General features: G+C 57.6%; 12 protein-coding genes. 6 read left to right on the plus strand and 6 right to left on the minus strand.

Going from position 1 to position 15837, the window contains the following annotated elements; translation table 11 throughout:
* The first annotated feature begins 141 nt into the window (after positions 1-141).
* The 4 genes from ABWV79_RS09745 (at position 142) to ABWV79_RS09760 (ending at position 5785) form a co-directional block, all read left to right on the plus strand.
* Complete coding sequence (locus ABWV79_RS09745; protein WP_353391626.1) at positions 142-1335, plus strand: aminotransferase-like domain-containing protein; 1194 nt, start codon at positions 142-144, stop codon at positions 1333-1335.
* A gap of 41 nt (positions 1336-1376) precedes the next feature.
* Positions 1377-1784 (plus strand): hypothetical protein, encoded by a 408-nt coding sequence (locus tag ABWV79_RS09750; RefSeq protein ID WP_353391627.1) that lies wholly within the window; start codon positions 1377-1379, stop codon positions 1782-1784.
* 140 nt (positions 1785-1924) lie between these two features.
* On the plus strand, positions 1925-5380 hold the full coding sequence (locus ABWV79_RS09755) for a chromosome segregation SMC family protein (protein ID WP_353391628.1): 3456 nt from the start codon (positions 1925-1927) through the stop codon (positions 5378-5380).
* Between the two features lie 54 nt (positions 5381-5434).
* On the plus strand, positions 5435-5785 hold the full coding sequence (locus tag ABWV79_RS09760; RefSeq protein ID WP_353391629.1) for a hypothetical protein: 351 nt from the start codon (positions 5435-5437) through the stop codon (positions 5783-5785).
* A 340-nt stretch (positions 5786-6125) separates the two neighbouring features.
* On the opposite strand, the gene ABWV79_RS09765 is transcribed toward ABWV79_RS09760, so the two are convergent.
* Entirely contained in the window at positions 6126-6824 is a 699-nt protein-coding gene (locus ABWV79_RS09765; RefSeq protein WP_353391630.1) for a class I SAM-dependent methyltransferase, read from the minus strand.
* 165 nt (positions 6825-6989) lie between these two features.
* Here ABWV79_RS09765 and ABWV79_RS09770 point away from each other — a divergent pair, with 165 nt between their 5' ends.
* On the plus strand, positions 6990-8060 hold the full coding sequence (locus tag ABWV79_RS09770; protein ID WP_353391631.1) for a glycosyltransferase: 1071 nt from the start codon (positions 6990-6992) through the stop codon (positions 8058-8060).
* 104 nt (positions 8061-8164) lie between these two features.
* Positions 8165-10054, plus strand: a complete 1890-nt coding sequence (locus tag ABWV79_RS09775; protein WP_353391632.1) for a hypothetical protein — start codon at positions 8165-8167, stop codon at positions 10052-10054.
* 19 nt (positions 10055-10073) lie between these two features.
* Here the strand turns inward: ABWV79_RS09775 and ABWV79_RS09780 are convergent, their stop codons facing one another.
* From ABWV79_RS09780 to ABWV79_RS09800, 5 genes are read right to left on the minus strand one after another with little or no spacing between them, the layout of a single operon-like run.
* Positions 10074-11087 carry an Ldh family oxidoreductase gene (locus tag ABWV79_RS09780; protein WP_353391633.1) on the minus strand — a complete coding sequence of 338 codons (1014 nt, stop codon included), beginning with the start codon at positions 11085-11087 and terminating at the stop codon, positions 10074-10076.
* Between the two features lie 11 nt (positions 11088-11098).
* Entirely contained in the window at positions 11099-11689 is a 591-nt protein-coding gene (locus ABWV79_RS09785; protein ID WP_353391634.1) for a DUF3726 domain-containing protein, read from the minus strand.
* Positions 11686-13371 (minus strand): hypothetical protein, encoded by a 1686-nt coding sequence (locus ABWV79_RS09790; RefSeq protein WP_353391635.1) that lies wholly within the window; start codon positions 13369-13371, stop codon positions 11686-11688. The genes ABWV79_RS09785 and ABWV79_RS09790 overlap by 4 nt, the downstream gene beginning before the upstream one ends.
* Complete coding sequence (locus ABWV79_RS09795) at positions 13368-14342, minus strand: membrane dipeptidase (protein WP_353391636.1); 975 nt, start codon at positions 14340-14342, stop codon at positions 13368-13370. Before ABWV79_RS09795 ends, ABWV79_RS09790 begins: the two co-directional genes overlap by 4 nt.
* Positions 14342-15787, minus strand: a complete 1446-nt coding sequence (locus ABWV79_RS09800) for an aldehyde dehydrogenase family protein (RefSeq protein WP_353391637.1) — start codon at positions 15785-15787, stop codon at positions 14342-14344. The genes ABWV79_RS09795 and ABWV79_RS09800 overlap by 1 nt, the downstream gene beginning before the upstream one ends.
* Positions 15788-15837: the final 50 nt, after the last annotated feature.

Raw genomic sequence — 15837 nt, forward strand, 5'->3', positions numbered from 1 at the left:
CACTTTTCCAGATTGGTCAAATCATATGACCACGGATTCAGGCCCGGTTCAAGAATGCCTAGAAAGGACATAACATTACTAGGTCAGCAATATTGACATTAATGCATTATCTATTACGCTGCCTCTAAACGGAGGAGCCTTATGTCAACGCCAGATTTGTTTGCGACCAGGGCCTCACGGATGAAAGCCTCAGAGATTCGTGAATTGCTGAAGCTGCTGGATCAGCCGGGGATTATCTCGTTTGCCGGGGGTATTCCCGACCCGGCTTTGTTTCCTGCCGATGCCTTTGCCAATGCGTTCCAATCGTGCCTTGGGGATGGGCCTCATGCGCTCCAATATTCGGTCAGCGAAGGATATCTTCCCCTTCGTGAATGGCTTGTCGGACATATGCAGCAGATCGGAATCAAATGTTCCGCGGAAAACATCCTGATCACGTCGGGTTCGCAGCAAGCGCTGGATTATTTAGGAAAACTTTACCTGTCCCCCGGAGACACAGCCTTGGTTGGCTGGCCGACCTATCTGGGCGCAATCAACGCATTCGACGCATATGAGCCCCGTTTTGATCGGTTGGACTTGAAGGCGAACCGCCGGGCGGCTGAATATGCAGCTGCGTCCGGTGATGGAAAGATCAAATTCGCTTATTTGTCCCCGGATTTCGCAAACCCGACGGGTGAAACTGTTGACCGCGCTACACGTGAGGCACTGCTTGATCTTGCTGAGGACCTGAATATCGCAGTGATCGAGGATGGCGCGTATCAGGCCTTGCGCTATGACGGTGAAGAAGTTCCGCCGATTCTTGCCTTGGAGCTTACCCGAAAGGGAACGATCGAGGCGTGCCGGACAGTCTATTGCGGCAGTTTTTCGAAGACACTGTCGCCCGGTTTGCGCGTGGGTTGGGTTGTTGCTTCGCGAGAGGTCATTTCGCAGTTGGTTTTGGTCAAACAGGCGGCTGATCTGCATTCGCCAACGATCAATCAGATGTCGATCAACGAAGTAGCACGTGCTTGTTTCGACACGCACATCTTGCGTGTGCGCGCAACGTATCGCACGCGGCGCGATGCGATGCTGGACGCTTTGCGGCGGGAAATGCCCGAAGGGGTGCAATGGACCAAGCCGGAAGGCGGAATGTTCGTCTGGTTGACCTTGCCCCAAGGACATGACGGGGCCGATCTTTTGTCACGGTCGTTGGAAACGGTACAGCTGGCTTTTGTACCTGGGCGCGCATTTTTTCCTGATGGCTCGGGTCGGAATACAATCCGGTTGAGTTTTTCCAATTCGGACGAGGCCACGATACGAGAGGGTATTAAACGTCTGGGTCAGGTTCTGCGCCACTAGTGGAAAGGGTTTGTTAACCATTCCACCTCACCATAGAGAACATGATCCGATACTTCGCCCTGCTGGTCCTGGCTGCATGTTCGGCGGGCACGCCTCATTTCCGCGATGTGCCCGCGACGCGTGTGGCGGTGAATGGTAGTGTCTTTGACGTGCGCGTGCGCGATGATCTGGCCGAAGCAGTGCGGGTGAACATGCAATACGCCCCGCGGCTCGGACCGATCCGTGGTCGCGCTGCTCAGGCGATGGCACAGGTTTCGGGGTGCCCAATTCTGGATGTGCTGGGCGATGCCGCTGTGACGATTGGGGTGTTAGGTTGCGACCGAGAGGCGGGTGAGCGCTTGCTGCAGACTGCGGTGGCCATCCCGAACTACGAATGCGTGGACACAGGTATTTTCGATCACATCGGCGATAGCTACGGTTATCAGGTGTTCGAGTGTACTGCCTACTGACATACGCGAATTCCTGCGTATTTTGCCAAGATATTGTGGATAACTTGGGCTGATATCCCATATCCTGCGCAAGTTCGTTGACTCGACCCCAATCCGTTGCGCAGACTTCCAGCGTATAGGAATCACGGGACTCATTGCCTTTGCGTTTTAGCAAACTCAAACTCACCGGCTTCAAAAGCTTTGTCGATCCGACCGATCTGATTATCGCGGACGGGCTGACCGGTGTGGTGGGACCGAATGGTTGCGGCAAGTCCAACCTGTTAGAGGCGCTGCGTTGGGTGATGGGCGAAAACCGCCCCAAATCCATGCGTGGCGGCGCGATGGAAGATGTGATTTTCGCCGGGGCGGCCACGCGACCCGCGCGCAACTTTGCCGAAGTGGTCCTGACCATGGACAATTCGGAACGGTTAGCGCCTTCGGGGTTTAACGACACCGATCAGTTGGAGATCATCCGCCGGATCACCCGCGATGTGGGCAGTGCCTACAAGACCAACGGCAAGGATGTGCGGGCGCGCGATGTTCAGATGCTGTTCGCGGATGCTTCAACGGGGGCGCATTCGCCCGCGCTGGTGGGGCAGAACCGGATCGCCGAGCTGATCAACGCCAAACCCCGAGCGCGGCGGCGCATTCTGGAAGAGGCTGCGGGGATCTCGGGTCTCTATCAGCGGCGGCATGAAGCCGAGCTGAAGCTGAAGGGCACGGAGTCCAACCTGACTCGCGTTGATGACGTGTTGGAACAGTTGGGCACGCAGCTGGCGCAATTGGCGCGTCAGGCTCGTCAGGCTGCGCGCTATCGCGAGATTGGTGAACAGCTGCGGCAAGCCGAAGGGATGCTGCTGTACCGACGCTGGAAAGAGGGCGACATGGCCCGTCAACAGGCCGAGGAAAAGCTGCGCGAACGGATTACTGAGGCCTCGCGCGCCGAGGCCGAGGCGCGCGCCGCCGCTGCCAAACGTGCCGAGATTGAGGAGACCCTGCCGCCCCTGCGCGAGGAAGAGGCCATCTCAGCCGCTGTGTTGCAACGTCAGCAGGTGCAGCGGGACCAGCTTTCTGATCAGGAAACCCGCGCGCGTCAGACGATTGAAACCCTGACCAACCGTATTCAACAACTTGGCAATGATATCGAGCGTGAAAGCGGTTTGAACCGTGACGCGGGCCAGATGATCGAACGCCTGGAATGGGAAGCCCGCGAGCTGGCCAAGGCGGCTGAAGGTCACGATGACAAGGTGGCCGAGGCGGCGGAAATCGCGCGTGAGGCGGCCTCGGTGCTGCAGGATCGCGAGGATCACCTCTCGCAACAGACCGAGGATATGGCCCGTCTGGTCGCCCGTCACCAATCGGCGCAACGTTTGGTCGAGGACAGCCGCAAAACGCTGGCCCGGTCCGAGGGCGAAGAAGAAAAGGCGCGCGGTGCCGTGAATGAGGCGCGTGAGGCGTTGACCCGCGCGGCCGAGGCGTTCGAGGCCGCGCAAGAGGGTGAAGAAGAAGCCCGCGAGGCCGCCGAGGCTGCCGAAGAAGCGCTGGCCGCAGCCGATGAGCTGCGTAGCGAGACGCAAGCGCGTGAGGCTGAAGCTCGCGCGCAACGGTCCGAGGCAGAGGGTGAGTTGGGGGCCATTCGGGCCGAGACCACCGCTTTGGCCAAGCTGGTTGAACGTGACACCGCTGAGGGCGGGCAGGTGATGGACCTGCTGCGCGTTGCTCCGGGCTATGAAAAGGCGCTGGGTGCCGCGCTGGCGGATGATCTGCGCGCGCCTTTGGTCGACGGTGACGGGCCGTCGGGCTGGGTGGAGGTCGCGGAGTACGACGCGGATCAGCCCTTGCCTGAAGGAGCTGAACCTTTGGCGCTGCATGTGTCGGGCCCAGATCGCCTCAGCCGTCGGATCGCACAGATCGGATTGGTTGACGGGGACCAAGGCGCACGGCTGCAGGCGGCGTTGAAACCCGGTCAACGGCTGGTGTCGCGCTCGGGCGATCTGTGGCGTTGGGACGGGTTCCGCGCCTGGGCCGAGGACGCGCCTAGTGCAGCCGCGCTGCGGCTTGAACAGCTAAACAAGCTGGAAGCGTTGAAACAGGAACTCACCCGGACCGAGGCGCAGGCCGATGGCGCGCGGGCGGCGCATGAGGCCCTGTCGCAGCAACTGGCCGACGTGACCGAGGCTGACCGCCGTGCGCGCGACGCGCGACGGTCCGCCGATCAACGTATGGCCGAAACTGCACGCGCGCTCAGTCGGGCCGAGGCGGATCGCAATCTGGCGCAGGGCAAGCTGGAAACCCTGACGCTGGCCGTGGATCGCCACAAGGAAGACGCCATGTCCGCCCGCGCCCAACTGCGCGAGGCCGAGGGCGCGCTCGCTGGCTTGGGCGATCTGGACAGCGCCCGCGCGCAGGTCGAAGACATCAAACAAACTGTCGAAGCCGCTCGGATCACCATGCTGACCCACCGCTCGACCCATGACGAATTGCGCCGCGAGGGCGAAGCACGGACCCGTCGCAGCCAGGAGGTCAAGAAAGACCTCAGCGGCTGGAAACACCGATTGGAGACGGCGGAAAAACGCATCTCGGAACTGGCTGAGCGCAAGGAAAGCTCTGAGGAGGAGCTGACCGACGCGATGGCCGCCCCCGGCGAAATCGCTGAGGCGCGCGAGGAACTGAACGAACTGATCGAAACCGCCGAAACGCGCCGGGCAGAGGCTGCTGACAAGCTGGCTCAAGCTGAGGCTCAGCAGCGCGAATGGGTGATGGCCGAACGTGATGCGGAACGTCTGGCCTCGGAAGCGCGCGAAAGCCGGGCCGCCGCCGAGGCACGCTGTGACGCGGCCAAGGAAAGCGTAACCGCCGCTGCGGAACGCATCGCCGAGGATCAGCAGCTGACGCCAAACCAGTTACTTAACCAGCTGGACGTGAACCCCGACCAGATGCCCGCCGCCGACGCGCTGGAGGCCGAGGTTAACCGCCACAAACGCCAGCGCGACGCGATGGGGGCGGTAAACCTGCGGGCCGAAGAGGACAGCAAAGAAGTCCAGGAAGAATTCGACACGCTGAACAGCGAAAAGGCCGATCTGGAAGAGGCGATCAAAGCCCTGCGCAGCGGCATCGCCAGTCTCAACCGTGAAGGTCGCGAGCGTCTACTGACCGCGTTTGAACAGGTGAACTCGAACTTTGCCATGCTGTTCAAGCACCTGTTTGGTGGCGGTGAGGCCAATCTGGTCATGGTTGAAAGCGACGATCCGCTGGATGCGGGGCTTGAGATTATGTGCCAGCCACCGGGCAAGAAACTCTCGACGCTCAGCCTGCTCTCGGGCGGTGAACAGACTCTTACTGCAACCGCGCTGATCTTTGGTGTGTTCCTTGCCAACCCCGCGCCGATCTGTGTGCTGGACGAGGTCGATGCGCCTCTGGACGATGCTAACGTGACGCGTTTCTGCGACCTGCTGGATGAGATGTGCCGCCAGACCGACACGCGGTTCCTGATCATCACCCACCACGCGGTGACGATGGCACGGATGGACCGGCTTTTCGGTGTGACCATGCAGGAACAGGGCGTTAGCCAGCTGGTTTCGGTCGACCTGAAGAAAGCCGAACAGATGGTCGCCTAACCTTTCACTGCAATGTCATGCCTGTTGCAGAGCAGTTCGGTCTAGACTGTAACCATGACGCGACTATTGATCCTCGCCTTGCTGAGTGCTGGCCCCGCCCTTGCCGCCGAATGGCCCACCAAACCCGGAGACGTCCCCCTGTCGTCCGAAGAACTGGATGCCTTGGCTGGACGCACGCTGACCTTCTTTGATGACGGGCAAGCCAAATTTTCGGCTGGAGGCTCATATTCCTACACCTACGCCAGCGGAGACGCCGCCTTTGGCACCTATTCCATCGCCGAGGACGGCAGCGTCTGCATCGCTTACCGCAACGGGTTCGGTCGCTGCGATTTGTACGTGCGCAGCGGCGACCGGCTGATCCTGATTGACGAAAAAGGGGATCGATATCCGGTCCGGCCGGAATGAACCGGATCGGGTGTATCCCTGTTCACATGCCTTTCGGTCACGTTACAAACGAACAAGACGTCCTTGACGGATACTCGGTCTGAAGGAAATCCCGTCATAGGTATCGGTTGACCCGAAGCGCAGGGACTTTTTTCCAAGTCGTTAGTGCTTCTTGAACGAACCGCTGTCTGAGGCTCAGGTTTCCGCGCATTGCAGCTCAAAACCACGCGTTCAGCTGAGCGTTATGCTTTTCAGCATATTTGGGTGGGTTTCAGGTGTGAATATGATGCGCGCTGTGTGTTGAATTGGCATTTCCCGCGTTGTTCTACTCAACAGGCTTTGCGAGAACTAACCGTTTTTCTTAACTGGTTATATCTTCGCGGTAGTAAATGTCGCGTCCGATATCAATACAAACAAAGTCATCCGGAACCGGAATCATCGCGCGTAGAAACGAATGTGGGTAAGCGAAGAAATTGAAGTGTGGATTGAAAGTATACAGGTATTCTCGTTCGCGCGGAACGATTATAATCAGTCTCTTACGAGTGATGCGACGTAGTTCGGCAATTGCTGCGCGGTAATCCAGAATATGTTCGATCACATGCGTGCAAACCACGTTGTCGAATTCACCGTCCTCAAAAGGCAGTTCCTCGATGCGAGCTGAAATGCCTTCGATCCCTTCCAATGCGGCGGCATCATCTACAACGAAATCTACGCCAACCTTACGGGTCAGGCCGGGGCGACGTTCAGCCAGTCTGGTCAGTAGCGCACCGGTGCCACATCCGACATCGCAGATTGATCCTTCGACCAGTTCTTGTGCAATCTTGTTGATACACTTGTCAGAGCAGTCAGTCTCGTCATGAACCCTTGGATGCTCGCGGTAGAGTGCTTCGTACTCATCATTTGTCAGAAAAGGGGCGCGACTACGGAAATCGGCAAGCCGCGATATGTGCTTTCCCCAGGCTAATTCGGCCAGAATGCGGAACAAAGCGGAGTCTCGAACAAACGCGGGAAGGATGTCCTCGAGAACGAAGCGCAGTTTGTTGGTTGTTTCTCGTCGCATTGGGTTTCGGCTTGGGTTTGGTCAATTACCACACCCGTTATACGTCCGATCCGAAGTGGGTCCAGAGGCTGGCGATCTTCATGGACAGAAGAGGAAGCGATCGAATGCATTTGCTGCGATTAGGCAACATTCTTCCGCGACGGCAGCCTGCTAGTGGCAAACGTCTTGCTGAACAGCATTGCCAGGCCCAACCTGCAACCGCATTTGGACACGGGACTTGTTGTTTTGAAAACTGTAGAACCCGAAAGGACTCTGCCTGCCAGCTTGCGAGTGGCGGTGATATTGCCAAGTTACAATGAAAGTGTGGCCATCGGTCCAACAGTGACAGCATTTCAGGATGCTTTGCCAGATGCTACCATTTATGTCTTTGACAATAATTCTACTGACAACACAGCGCAGGTGGCCAAAGAAGCAGGCGCTGTTGTAGGGTTTGAGGCCAGCCCGGGGAAAGGTAGCGTTGTCCGCCGGATGTTGGCCGACATTGACGCGGACGTTTATGTCATGGCTGATGGCGATGCCACCTATGACGCGGCCAGCGCACCGGCCCTGATAGAGCGGCTCGTGTCCGGGAATTTTGACATGATCACCGGAAATCGGAGCAGTACAGAGCAAGCGGCCTACCGTCCAGGTCATCGGTTCGGAAATCGAGTTTTAACAGGTTTGGTTGAATGGTTATTCAAATGTAAGGTCGGAGATCTGCTTTCAGGATACCGCGTGTTCAGTCGCCGCTTTGCAAAGACTTTTCCTGCTCATTCCCGTGGTTTCGACATCGAAACCGAATTAACGGTTTTTGCGTTGCAACTCAGGCTTCCGATTGATGAGATGGACACTCCATATCGGGCTCGCATGGAGGGTTCGAACTCCAAACTATCCTCTGTTGCCGACGGTTTTAGGATCCTGCGAATGATCGGGCTGATGCTGAAGGAAGAAAAGCCTATGCAGTTCTTTTCAGCGATCGCAGTGTGTGCATTTCTGCCGTCTCTGGTGGTTTTTGCCTCGGTCTTCCGGGAGTTTCTGGAGACTGGCCTTGTCGAACGAATCCCGTCACTGTTTACGGCGCTTTCAGGTTTCGTGATCGCAGTTTTGTCCTTTGTTTGCGCTGTGCTTCTTGACACTGTTGCGCGGGGGCGGAGGGAAGCGCGACGCATTGCTTACCTTAGCTATCCGCCACCTTGGAATTCTTCTGCCTCGACGTGGTCGGACGTTACCGAAACAAGATCAGACGCGGGGCAATGAAATTGAACGCCAATGCTGAAATGGCGGCGGGTGTCAGGGGGAATTATGGAAATAATAATTTAGTATCAATTTGTTGAGCCGTCATCCTGTAAGCGGAAAAACTGATGGCAAGACCAAATGACATTGACCTAGGTGATAGCGCGTTAAATACCGCCTATCCTTGTGCGATGATCCGAACAGGTGAGGATATGCACGAAAAACAAAAAGCAACTGTCGCCTCAGGTGTAATCGCATTTGTAGTGTTTTTTTCACTCGTTGCGGTGCGGCAGATATTGCGTGCGCCCGAAGCGACAGAGTTGTTGCTGGATCTAGACAACGATGCCGCCATGCGTCTTGTCATAGTGCGCGATTTTTTGGCAGGGCAGGGATGGTTTGATTTGGTGCAATACCGTCTTGGCGTTGATGGCGGTACACTTATGCATTGGTCGCGTTTGGTCGACTTGCCAATTGCCGGATTGATTTTACTTTTCGAAGTTTTTTTTGATCGCGCCTATGCCGAGTACCTCGCTTTGCTCATCTGGCCACTTGTCACACTTGCGGCGGCTATGTTGGTATCCGCAAAGATCATGTTTGCTTTGGCTGGTGGTTCCGCGCTTTTTTACACTGCCGTTTTGTTCAGTATCATCATCGGCTTCGACGGAAGGTTCCAGCCGGGAAGTATCGACCACCACAACGTCCAGATGGTCCTATTGCTGACTGCCCTTCTGGCGATGGTTTCGCCATTTGGAAGTATCAGGCGTTTGATTGCCGGCGGCATTGCGATTTCGGTCAGCCTAGCCATTGGTATCGAAAACCTTCCTCTGCTAGCCGTGATATGTTTTTGCATTGCCTGTGCTTGGGTCTACCACGGTAAATCCCGACAAAGGCAGGTCATGTACATATGTGCGGGAATTGGCTTGGGTATGTGCGTGATTTTCCTGCTTTCAGCTCCTGCTGCGGCTTATGCGGGCGGGTTTTGTGATGCGTTGTCGCGCGACCTTGCAGCCCCTGTCATTCTGAGCAGCGGTACTCTTTACATTCTTGCCTTAAAAACACCCGAACTTGCATGGCAAAGGGTGTTGCGTCTTGCTTTTGCCTTTGCAGCTGTTGGGTTAGTGTCAATCGCGTTTTTTCCAGCGTGCACACAAAACCCGTTGGATGCGATTGACCCAGACCTAAAAGTATTTTGGCTGGACCATGTCTCTGAAACAGGCGGCCTGCTCGATATTATCAATGGTGTCGCTGGTTATAACGATGTCTATATCGTGTATTACGTCGCAGGGTTCTTTGGTCTGCTCGCCAGTTTATTCCAAATCAGGGCGGATCGGGCTAGGCGCACAGAGTGGATATCATTTTCTATCCTGCTCGGCGTAGCCTTGGCGATTACTGTGTATCAGATTCGTGGTTCTCTTGGCCTGTTGGTACTTTCGGTGTTCCCGTTGGTGAAATGTGTTACCCAAGCGCGTTGTGTCTTACGACGCCGCTTTGGCGAGTTTTCTCTTGTATTGATATGGATTCCTTTGCTTGCGATCTTGCCGGGGGTTTGGGGGTACGGTTTTTCGGTTTATGTCCGACTTTTCCCGACCACTGACTATGCATCAGTACCTGAATACGGTGGGAACGTTGCTTTGGGCGAATGCTGGACGCAGGAATCGGTCGCTGCGCTAGCCGGATTGCCGAAAGGTACGGTCGCGGTCAGTTGGGACTTTGGAACCAACGTTCTGGTCAACACCCCCCATAGAGTTTTGGCGGCGCCATATCATCGAAACGGTTCGGGAATACTGGCACAAACCCGACTTTCGATTGCCAAGGATGCCGAAACGGCGAAAGAAATAATTGAAGAACATGGCGTGACCTACGTTGTGACATGTGGCCATGATTCGGTATTGTTAGGGTTGTCTCGAATTGGGTATTCGGGATTCAGCCTGGATTTAAAATCGGGAAGTGTCCCAGACTTTCTGGAACTGATCCGAACGCCGGAAACTTCTACGATGACTGTCTATGGCGTGCGCTAGCACTGCCCGGTGGCCATTTTCAAACTCCTAGAACCGCTTCGACCTTGTCCAAAGTTGCTGTGCTGACAGCTACGCCATTTGCCTGCGCCGTGGCGCGGTTGGCGGCTCGGCCGTCTCCTGGAAGGTGAGCGCCGTCCTGGGATCGGATCGCGTCAACCAATTCGCCAAGACCAGAGGCGAATGCGTCTTGCGACGTGGCCGCTGGATCAATGGCAATGAAAAACTGCCCGGTTTTGGGTGGTCCGCCAACAGTACCTGAAAACGGAGATGCGTTAAGGCCAAGAGTGGCACCCGTAAGCGCGGCAGCCAAAACCTCGGTCAATAGGGCGACGCCGACACCCTTGTAACCTCCGGACGGCGCCATCGACCCTTTCAATCCAACTGCCGGGTCTGTTGTTGGATTGCCGTCTGCGTCCAGCGCCCAGCCTACCGGGATCGGTTTGCTTTCTCGGGCGTGTTTCATGACTTCGCTTTTCGCAATGGTGCTGGCGCTTTGGTCGATCATCAGCGAAGGTTGCCCGTTCGCGCCCGGAGCCGCGATCGAGAACGGATTAGTCCCGACCACAGGTTTTGATCCCCCGGACGGAGCGATTGAGGCTGGCGCGTTGGTGAATCCCAACCCGACCAGACCAGCCTGTGCAATCCGGAACGTGTGATACCCCAGAACACCGCAATTATAGCTGTTGCGAATGGCGAGCGCCGCTATTCCCTGTTCGCGGGCGGCAGGCAGCAGCGCCTCGAACCCCAAATCAATTGCGGGATGCGCAAATCCCGTGGCGGCGTCCACGTTCACAACACCCGAACGTGGGCGTGACAGCACCGGTTGGGCGGCACCGTCGACTTTCCCGCATTGAACATGCTCGCAGTAGATCGGGATGTAGGCAAGCCCGTGGCTAGAGACGCCGTCTGCTTCGGTTGCAGCAGTTGCAACCGCCAAGGGGCGCGCATTTGCTTCGGTCGTACCAGCGGCAACGAGGGCGCGAAAAGCCAGATCTTCGATCTGGGTCAATGTCAGGGTGCGGGTCTCGGTCATTTTGGGTCTCATCAATCGTTGTCAGACAGACCCGCTCCGGCCCCGCGCAGGCGGGAGTCCTCGGTTGCGGGGGCATAGGTGAAGTGGGCAAGGCGATTCAGCTCGGACCAGTCTGCAGGGTCGGGCGTGGCACGTGTGCACTGAGGATGGGTTTGGATCATTATCCCGCCCCGCTTTATTGTGATCTGGCTTGCTTGTTCGGGGACCGAAAAGGCCGTGGTGAGGGCAAACCCATCGGTCACAAACTGTGTCTTATCCATTGTCACGGAAACGGGGGTTTCCAAAAACCGCGCCACGTTGGCTGCGAAGGGCAAAAGTAAAACCGGGAAAACAATGTCCCGCAACGCGATGTCTTCTTTGCGCAACTCAGCAGCGTGGTCCGAAAGATGTGCTCCGGCGGCAATAGGGCAGTCGGCAGCGGGCAAACTTGGTTGCGCGCTTTGTAGTTTCGCCAGTTTTGCTAACGCCCCGGTCCCGTCCATACCCTGAGCACAAAGCCAGCGAGTAGCCTTGGCGGCCTCTTCTGCGTGACCCCAGCTATGTCCGACACCGCGCATTGCCCGTTTGGCAGTGGCTTCGACCTCGTTCAGTGACAGGTTCATTGTAGCGCCTCGGGGTAAACCCAAAGATCTGCGTTTTCGGTATTCAGTTCGTCCGGGTAGGGCGCGCCAGAATACATGCAGATGCGAACCCACCGGTCCGAGCGCGGGTCGAACTGCGTTGCTCCAAAGAATGATAGTTTTGCCCTTAGCATGTCGATGGGCAACACGTTTGCACTGATTGTGTTGTCGCGGATTTCTCCGTACGGGGCGACGCGACCGATCTGCGCGCGTCTTATGGTGTGGCGATGTTCCGGATGGCGCAGGAGAAACGCGGCGATCTTGTCAGTGTCCTCCCAATCCTCAAGGGCGCGATAAGCAGCGGCCGCATCCCGTGCAGGGGCCAGAGGTTGTTCGTACTCCGCGATTGGTTCTTCGAAACGTTCGCCAAGGCGGGGTTCCAGCTTTTCTTCGGACACGTACCATGCGCGGGCGCAGTTGGCTTGTTCCTGCCAGTCAAGATCAAGCGCCCAGTCAAAACTCTGCCGGATCAGCGCGCGCACCTGTGCGACGCTCATTCTGCCGTCGATCATCTGCGCGCCTGCGTTGCTGTCGGCCATGCAATCGACCAGACCGTCGACCAAATCGCCATAAGGTTCCAGAATCAGCGAGGCCAGCAATTCTTGCCCCTCTTCACTCAGATGATCTTCGGACCAGCGGATAAGAGCGTCCCATGGGTGGTGTTCGGTCAGGTCGCGCTTGGCCAGCTCGGCGGTGAGCATGTCCAGATCAGTTTTGAGCGCGGCCAGTTTGTCGATTTGAACCGGATGATCCGAGCGCCACCACGACACCGACAGCTTGCTGCGTTCGAAAATCGCGCGGAACTGTGCCATGCGGTCCGGTGTGGCGTGTGGCACGGACCGCACCCGCGCGATGGCCTCTTCGCGCACCATGATCCAGTTGTTGAACAGAACGGGGTGATTAATGATGAACGGCGCCATTCCCAGACCGGTCGAATTGCCGATGCCCAGCCACTGCGCAATCGCCGGGTCCAGACTGGCTGTTTCATCGCCCCCTTTGACCCGCGCCATATGTTGCACCAGATCGCGCACGAAGGTGCGGGTCAGATAAACCGACAGCATCTCGGTTTGGAAAGGGGCGCTCAGTTCCGGGCGGTCGGCAGTTTTCTCACGATCAGCCGCCCCGAACTTGCCCGATCCATAAACAGCCGTGGTGCGCATCAGGTAGCCCACCTGATAGATCTGCTCGGGGTCCGGCTGTGTGCCTGCTGCCAGCGCGTCGACCACATGCGCCCAAAGCCGGACCGAACGGTTGGCGCGAGACAGAGACAACTCGCTTTCGCTGATCCGCCCGGCCTCTTGCAAGGGGACGTTTTGAGACAGGCGGTCAATGTCTTCGGTCGTGGGGATGCCATCGAACAGGGTAAATGTGGCGTCCCAAGCCTCGGCTATCACGCGGTCGGAGCGTTGCTCGGGCGGCAGGTCATGAGCGAAAGCAACCAGTGAATAAGCGCGTTCAGGGCCGTGCGCGGTATAGACCGCATGACCCACCCCGTTCGTGTCGATGTCAAAAACGGGCCGGGTAAAACGCCAGTTCTCGCGGGCCATCCGCCGGGTCAATTGCCGCATGAAACTAAGGCGACATTGGTGCAGCGACCCCAATCGCGACAGTCGCATGACCTGCGCGGGGTCTCGGCGTGCAATATCGCGGTGCAGATCGATCATGCGCGTGGTCCGAAGTTTTCAGCAAAGAAACGATACCAGTTGCCGCCCATGATACCTGAGACCTCATCTTCGTTCATACCCACGGAACGTAGTCCGGATTCGATATTCCCAAAATCGCGGTTGTCCTGAAACCAGTTTGGCATGGGCGGAAAACCGGGCGCCGAAGCCGAGCCTTCGCCATAGTCGATTTCTTTCGTCCAGCGCCCGACGCGCATCCACTCGACCACGCTGTCGGGTTGGTCCTGACACAGGTCAGTGCCGATCCCCAGATGCTGAACGCCGTATTTGTCGGCAGTGCGGGCGATCATCTCGCAGAAACTGTCCAGCGTGCAGGCTGATTTGTTTTTCAGATGATGCGGATAGACCGAAAAGCCGAGCATCCCGCCATGGTCCGTCACCGCGCGGATCACCACATCGCGCTTGTTGCGCAGTGCAGGCGACCAGTCATGCGGATTGGCGTGCGTGATGGCGATGGGACGCTCGGACAGTTCAGCGGCCTCGATTGTGGATCGGTCAGCCGAGTGACTCATATCCACGACAAGGCCGACGCGGTTCATCTCTTTGATCACCTGCTTGCCCATGCGGGTGATGCCGGTATCTTCGGCCTCATAGCAGCCGGTGGCCAGCAGGGATTGGTTGTTATAGGTCAACTGCATGAACCGGGCACCCAGATCGTGCAGGATTTCGACCAGACCGATATCGTCTTCGATGGGCGAGGGGTTCTGAAAGCCGAAGAAAACAGCCGTCCGTCCGGTTTCGCGCGCTGTGTCGATGTCGCTGGCCCAACGGCCTTTCATGATCAGGTCGGGGAATTGATCGAACCAGCGGTTCCACTTTTCAAAGTTCAGGACGGTTTCGCGGAAATTCTCATGATAAGAGATGGTGACGTGGATCGCATCCAGGCCACCTTCGCGCAGTTGTCGGAAAATCTTTTCCGACCAGTTGGCATATTGCAGCCCGTCGATGCGCATCAGACCGGCGTCCCGGCGCTGATATAGGCGGTTTTGACGGTGGTGTAGAACTCAGCTGCCGCTTTTCCCTGTTCGCGGGGGCCGTAAGAGCTGTCGCCGCGTCCGCCGAAGGGGACGTGATAGTCGGTTCCGGCGGTCGGCAAGTTCACGGTGACCACGCCCGTGCGAGCGTTTCGGCGGAAATGCGTGGCGCGGGCGAGGCTTTGGGTCACGATTCCCGAAGTCAGGCCGAAATTGGTGTCGTTGACGATGCTCAGCGCCTCATCATAGCTGCCAACCTTGATTACGCTGGTCAGCGGCGCGAACATTTCTTCGCGGTTGATGCGCATGTCGTTGGTGGTGTTCAGGAACACCCCAGGCGACATGTAGAATCCGTCATGAGGCATCTCCAGCCGCGCGCCGCCGCAGGCCAGCTCGGCGCCCTTAGATTTGCCCAGATCGACATAGGCGAGGTTTTCCTGCAATTGCTGTTCGCTGACGACCGGCCCCATCTGGGTGCCATCCTCCAGCGCGTGACCGACTTTCATCGCTTGCGTACCTGCGACCAGTTTCTCGACGAACGCATCATGGATACCCGCATGAACAACCAGCCGCGACGAGGCAGTGCATTTCTGCCCGGTGCCCCCAAACGCGCCACCCAGCGCCAGCGTCACCGCCAGATCAAGATCGGCGTCGTCCATGACGGCCAGCGCGTTCTTGGACCCCATCTCCATCTGCACCTTGGTCAGGTTCTGGATGGCCGCTGCCGCAATCCCTTTGCCCACCGGCACCGACCCGGTGAATGAAATCGCGTTCACCTTGGGGCTTTCCACCAGACGCTGACCGATGCTGCGCCCCGATCCCATCACCAAACTGAACAGGCCCTTGGGGATATCCTGCCGTTCAATGATCTCGGTTAAAGCTACAGCCGATGCAGGGGTGATGTTAGCAGGCTTCCATACCACCGCATTGCCGTAGCACAGCGCCGGTGCGATTTTCCATGAGGCGGTCGCGGTGGGAAAGTTCCATGGGCTGATGATGGCGACGACGCCCACGGGTTCGCGCCGCACGTCAATCTCAACGCTGGGGCGGACAGAGTCGGCATTCTCACCGATCTGACGCAGACACTCGGCTGCGTAATAGGTAAAGAACTGTCCCGCGCGATAAACCTCGCCTTTGCCTTCGGCCAGCGGTTTGCCTTCCTCGCGCGACAGCAGCGTGCCCAACTCCTCGGCGCGGGCCATCAGCTCGTTGCCGATGGCGTTCAGAACAGCTTGCTTGCGTTCAGGCAGATACGTCGCCCACTCAGCCTGCGCAATGCGCGCCTGCTCTAGCGTTGCGTCCAGCTGGTCCACGCTGGCCTGGGCGAACATGCCGACAAGATCGCTCAGATCCGACGGGTTGCGGTTTTCGATTTCAGAGTCACCAGCCAGCCAGTTGCCGGCAATCAGGTTCAGTTTGGTCACACCACGCCTCAGAGAAAACAAGAGTTGCACAGAGCATGGCTTTTTCGTTT

It is taken from the genome of Ruegeria sp. HU-ET01832, assembly GCF_040371315.1.
In the GTDB taxonomy this organism is placed as follows: Bacteria; Pseudomonadota; Alphaproteobacteria; order Rhodobacterales; family Rhodobacteraceae; genus Ruegeria; species Ruegeria lacuscaerulensis_A.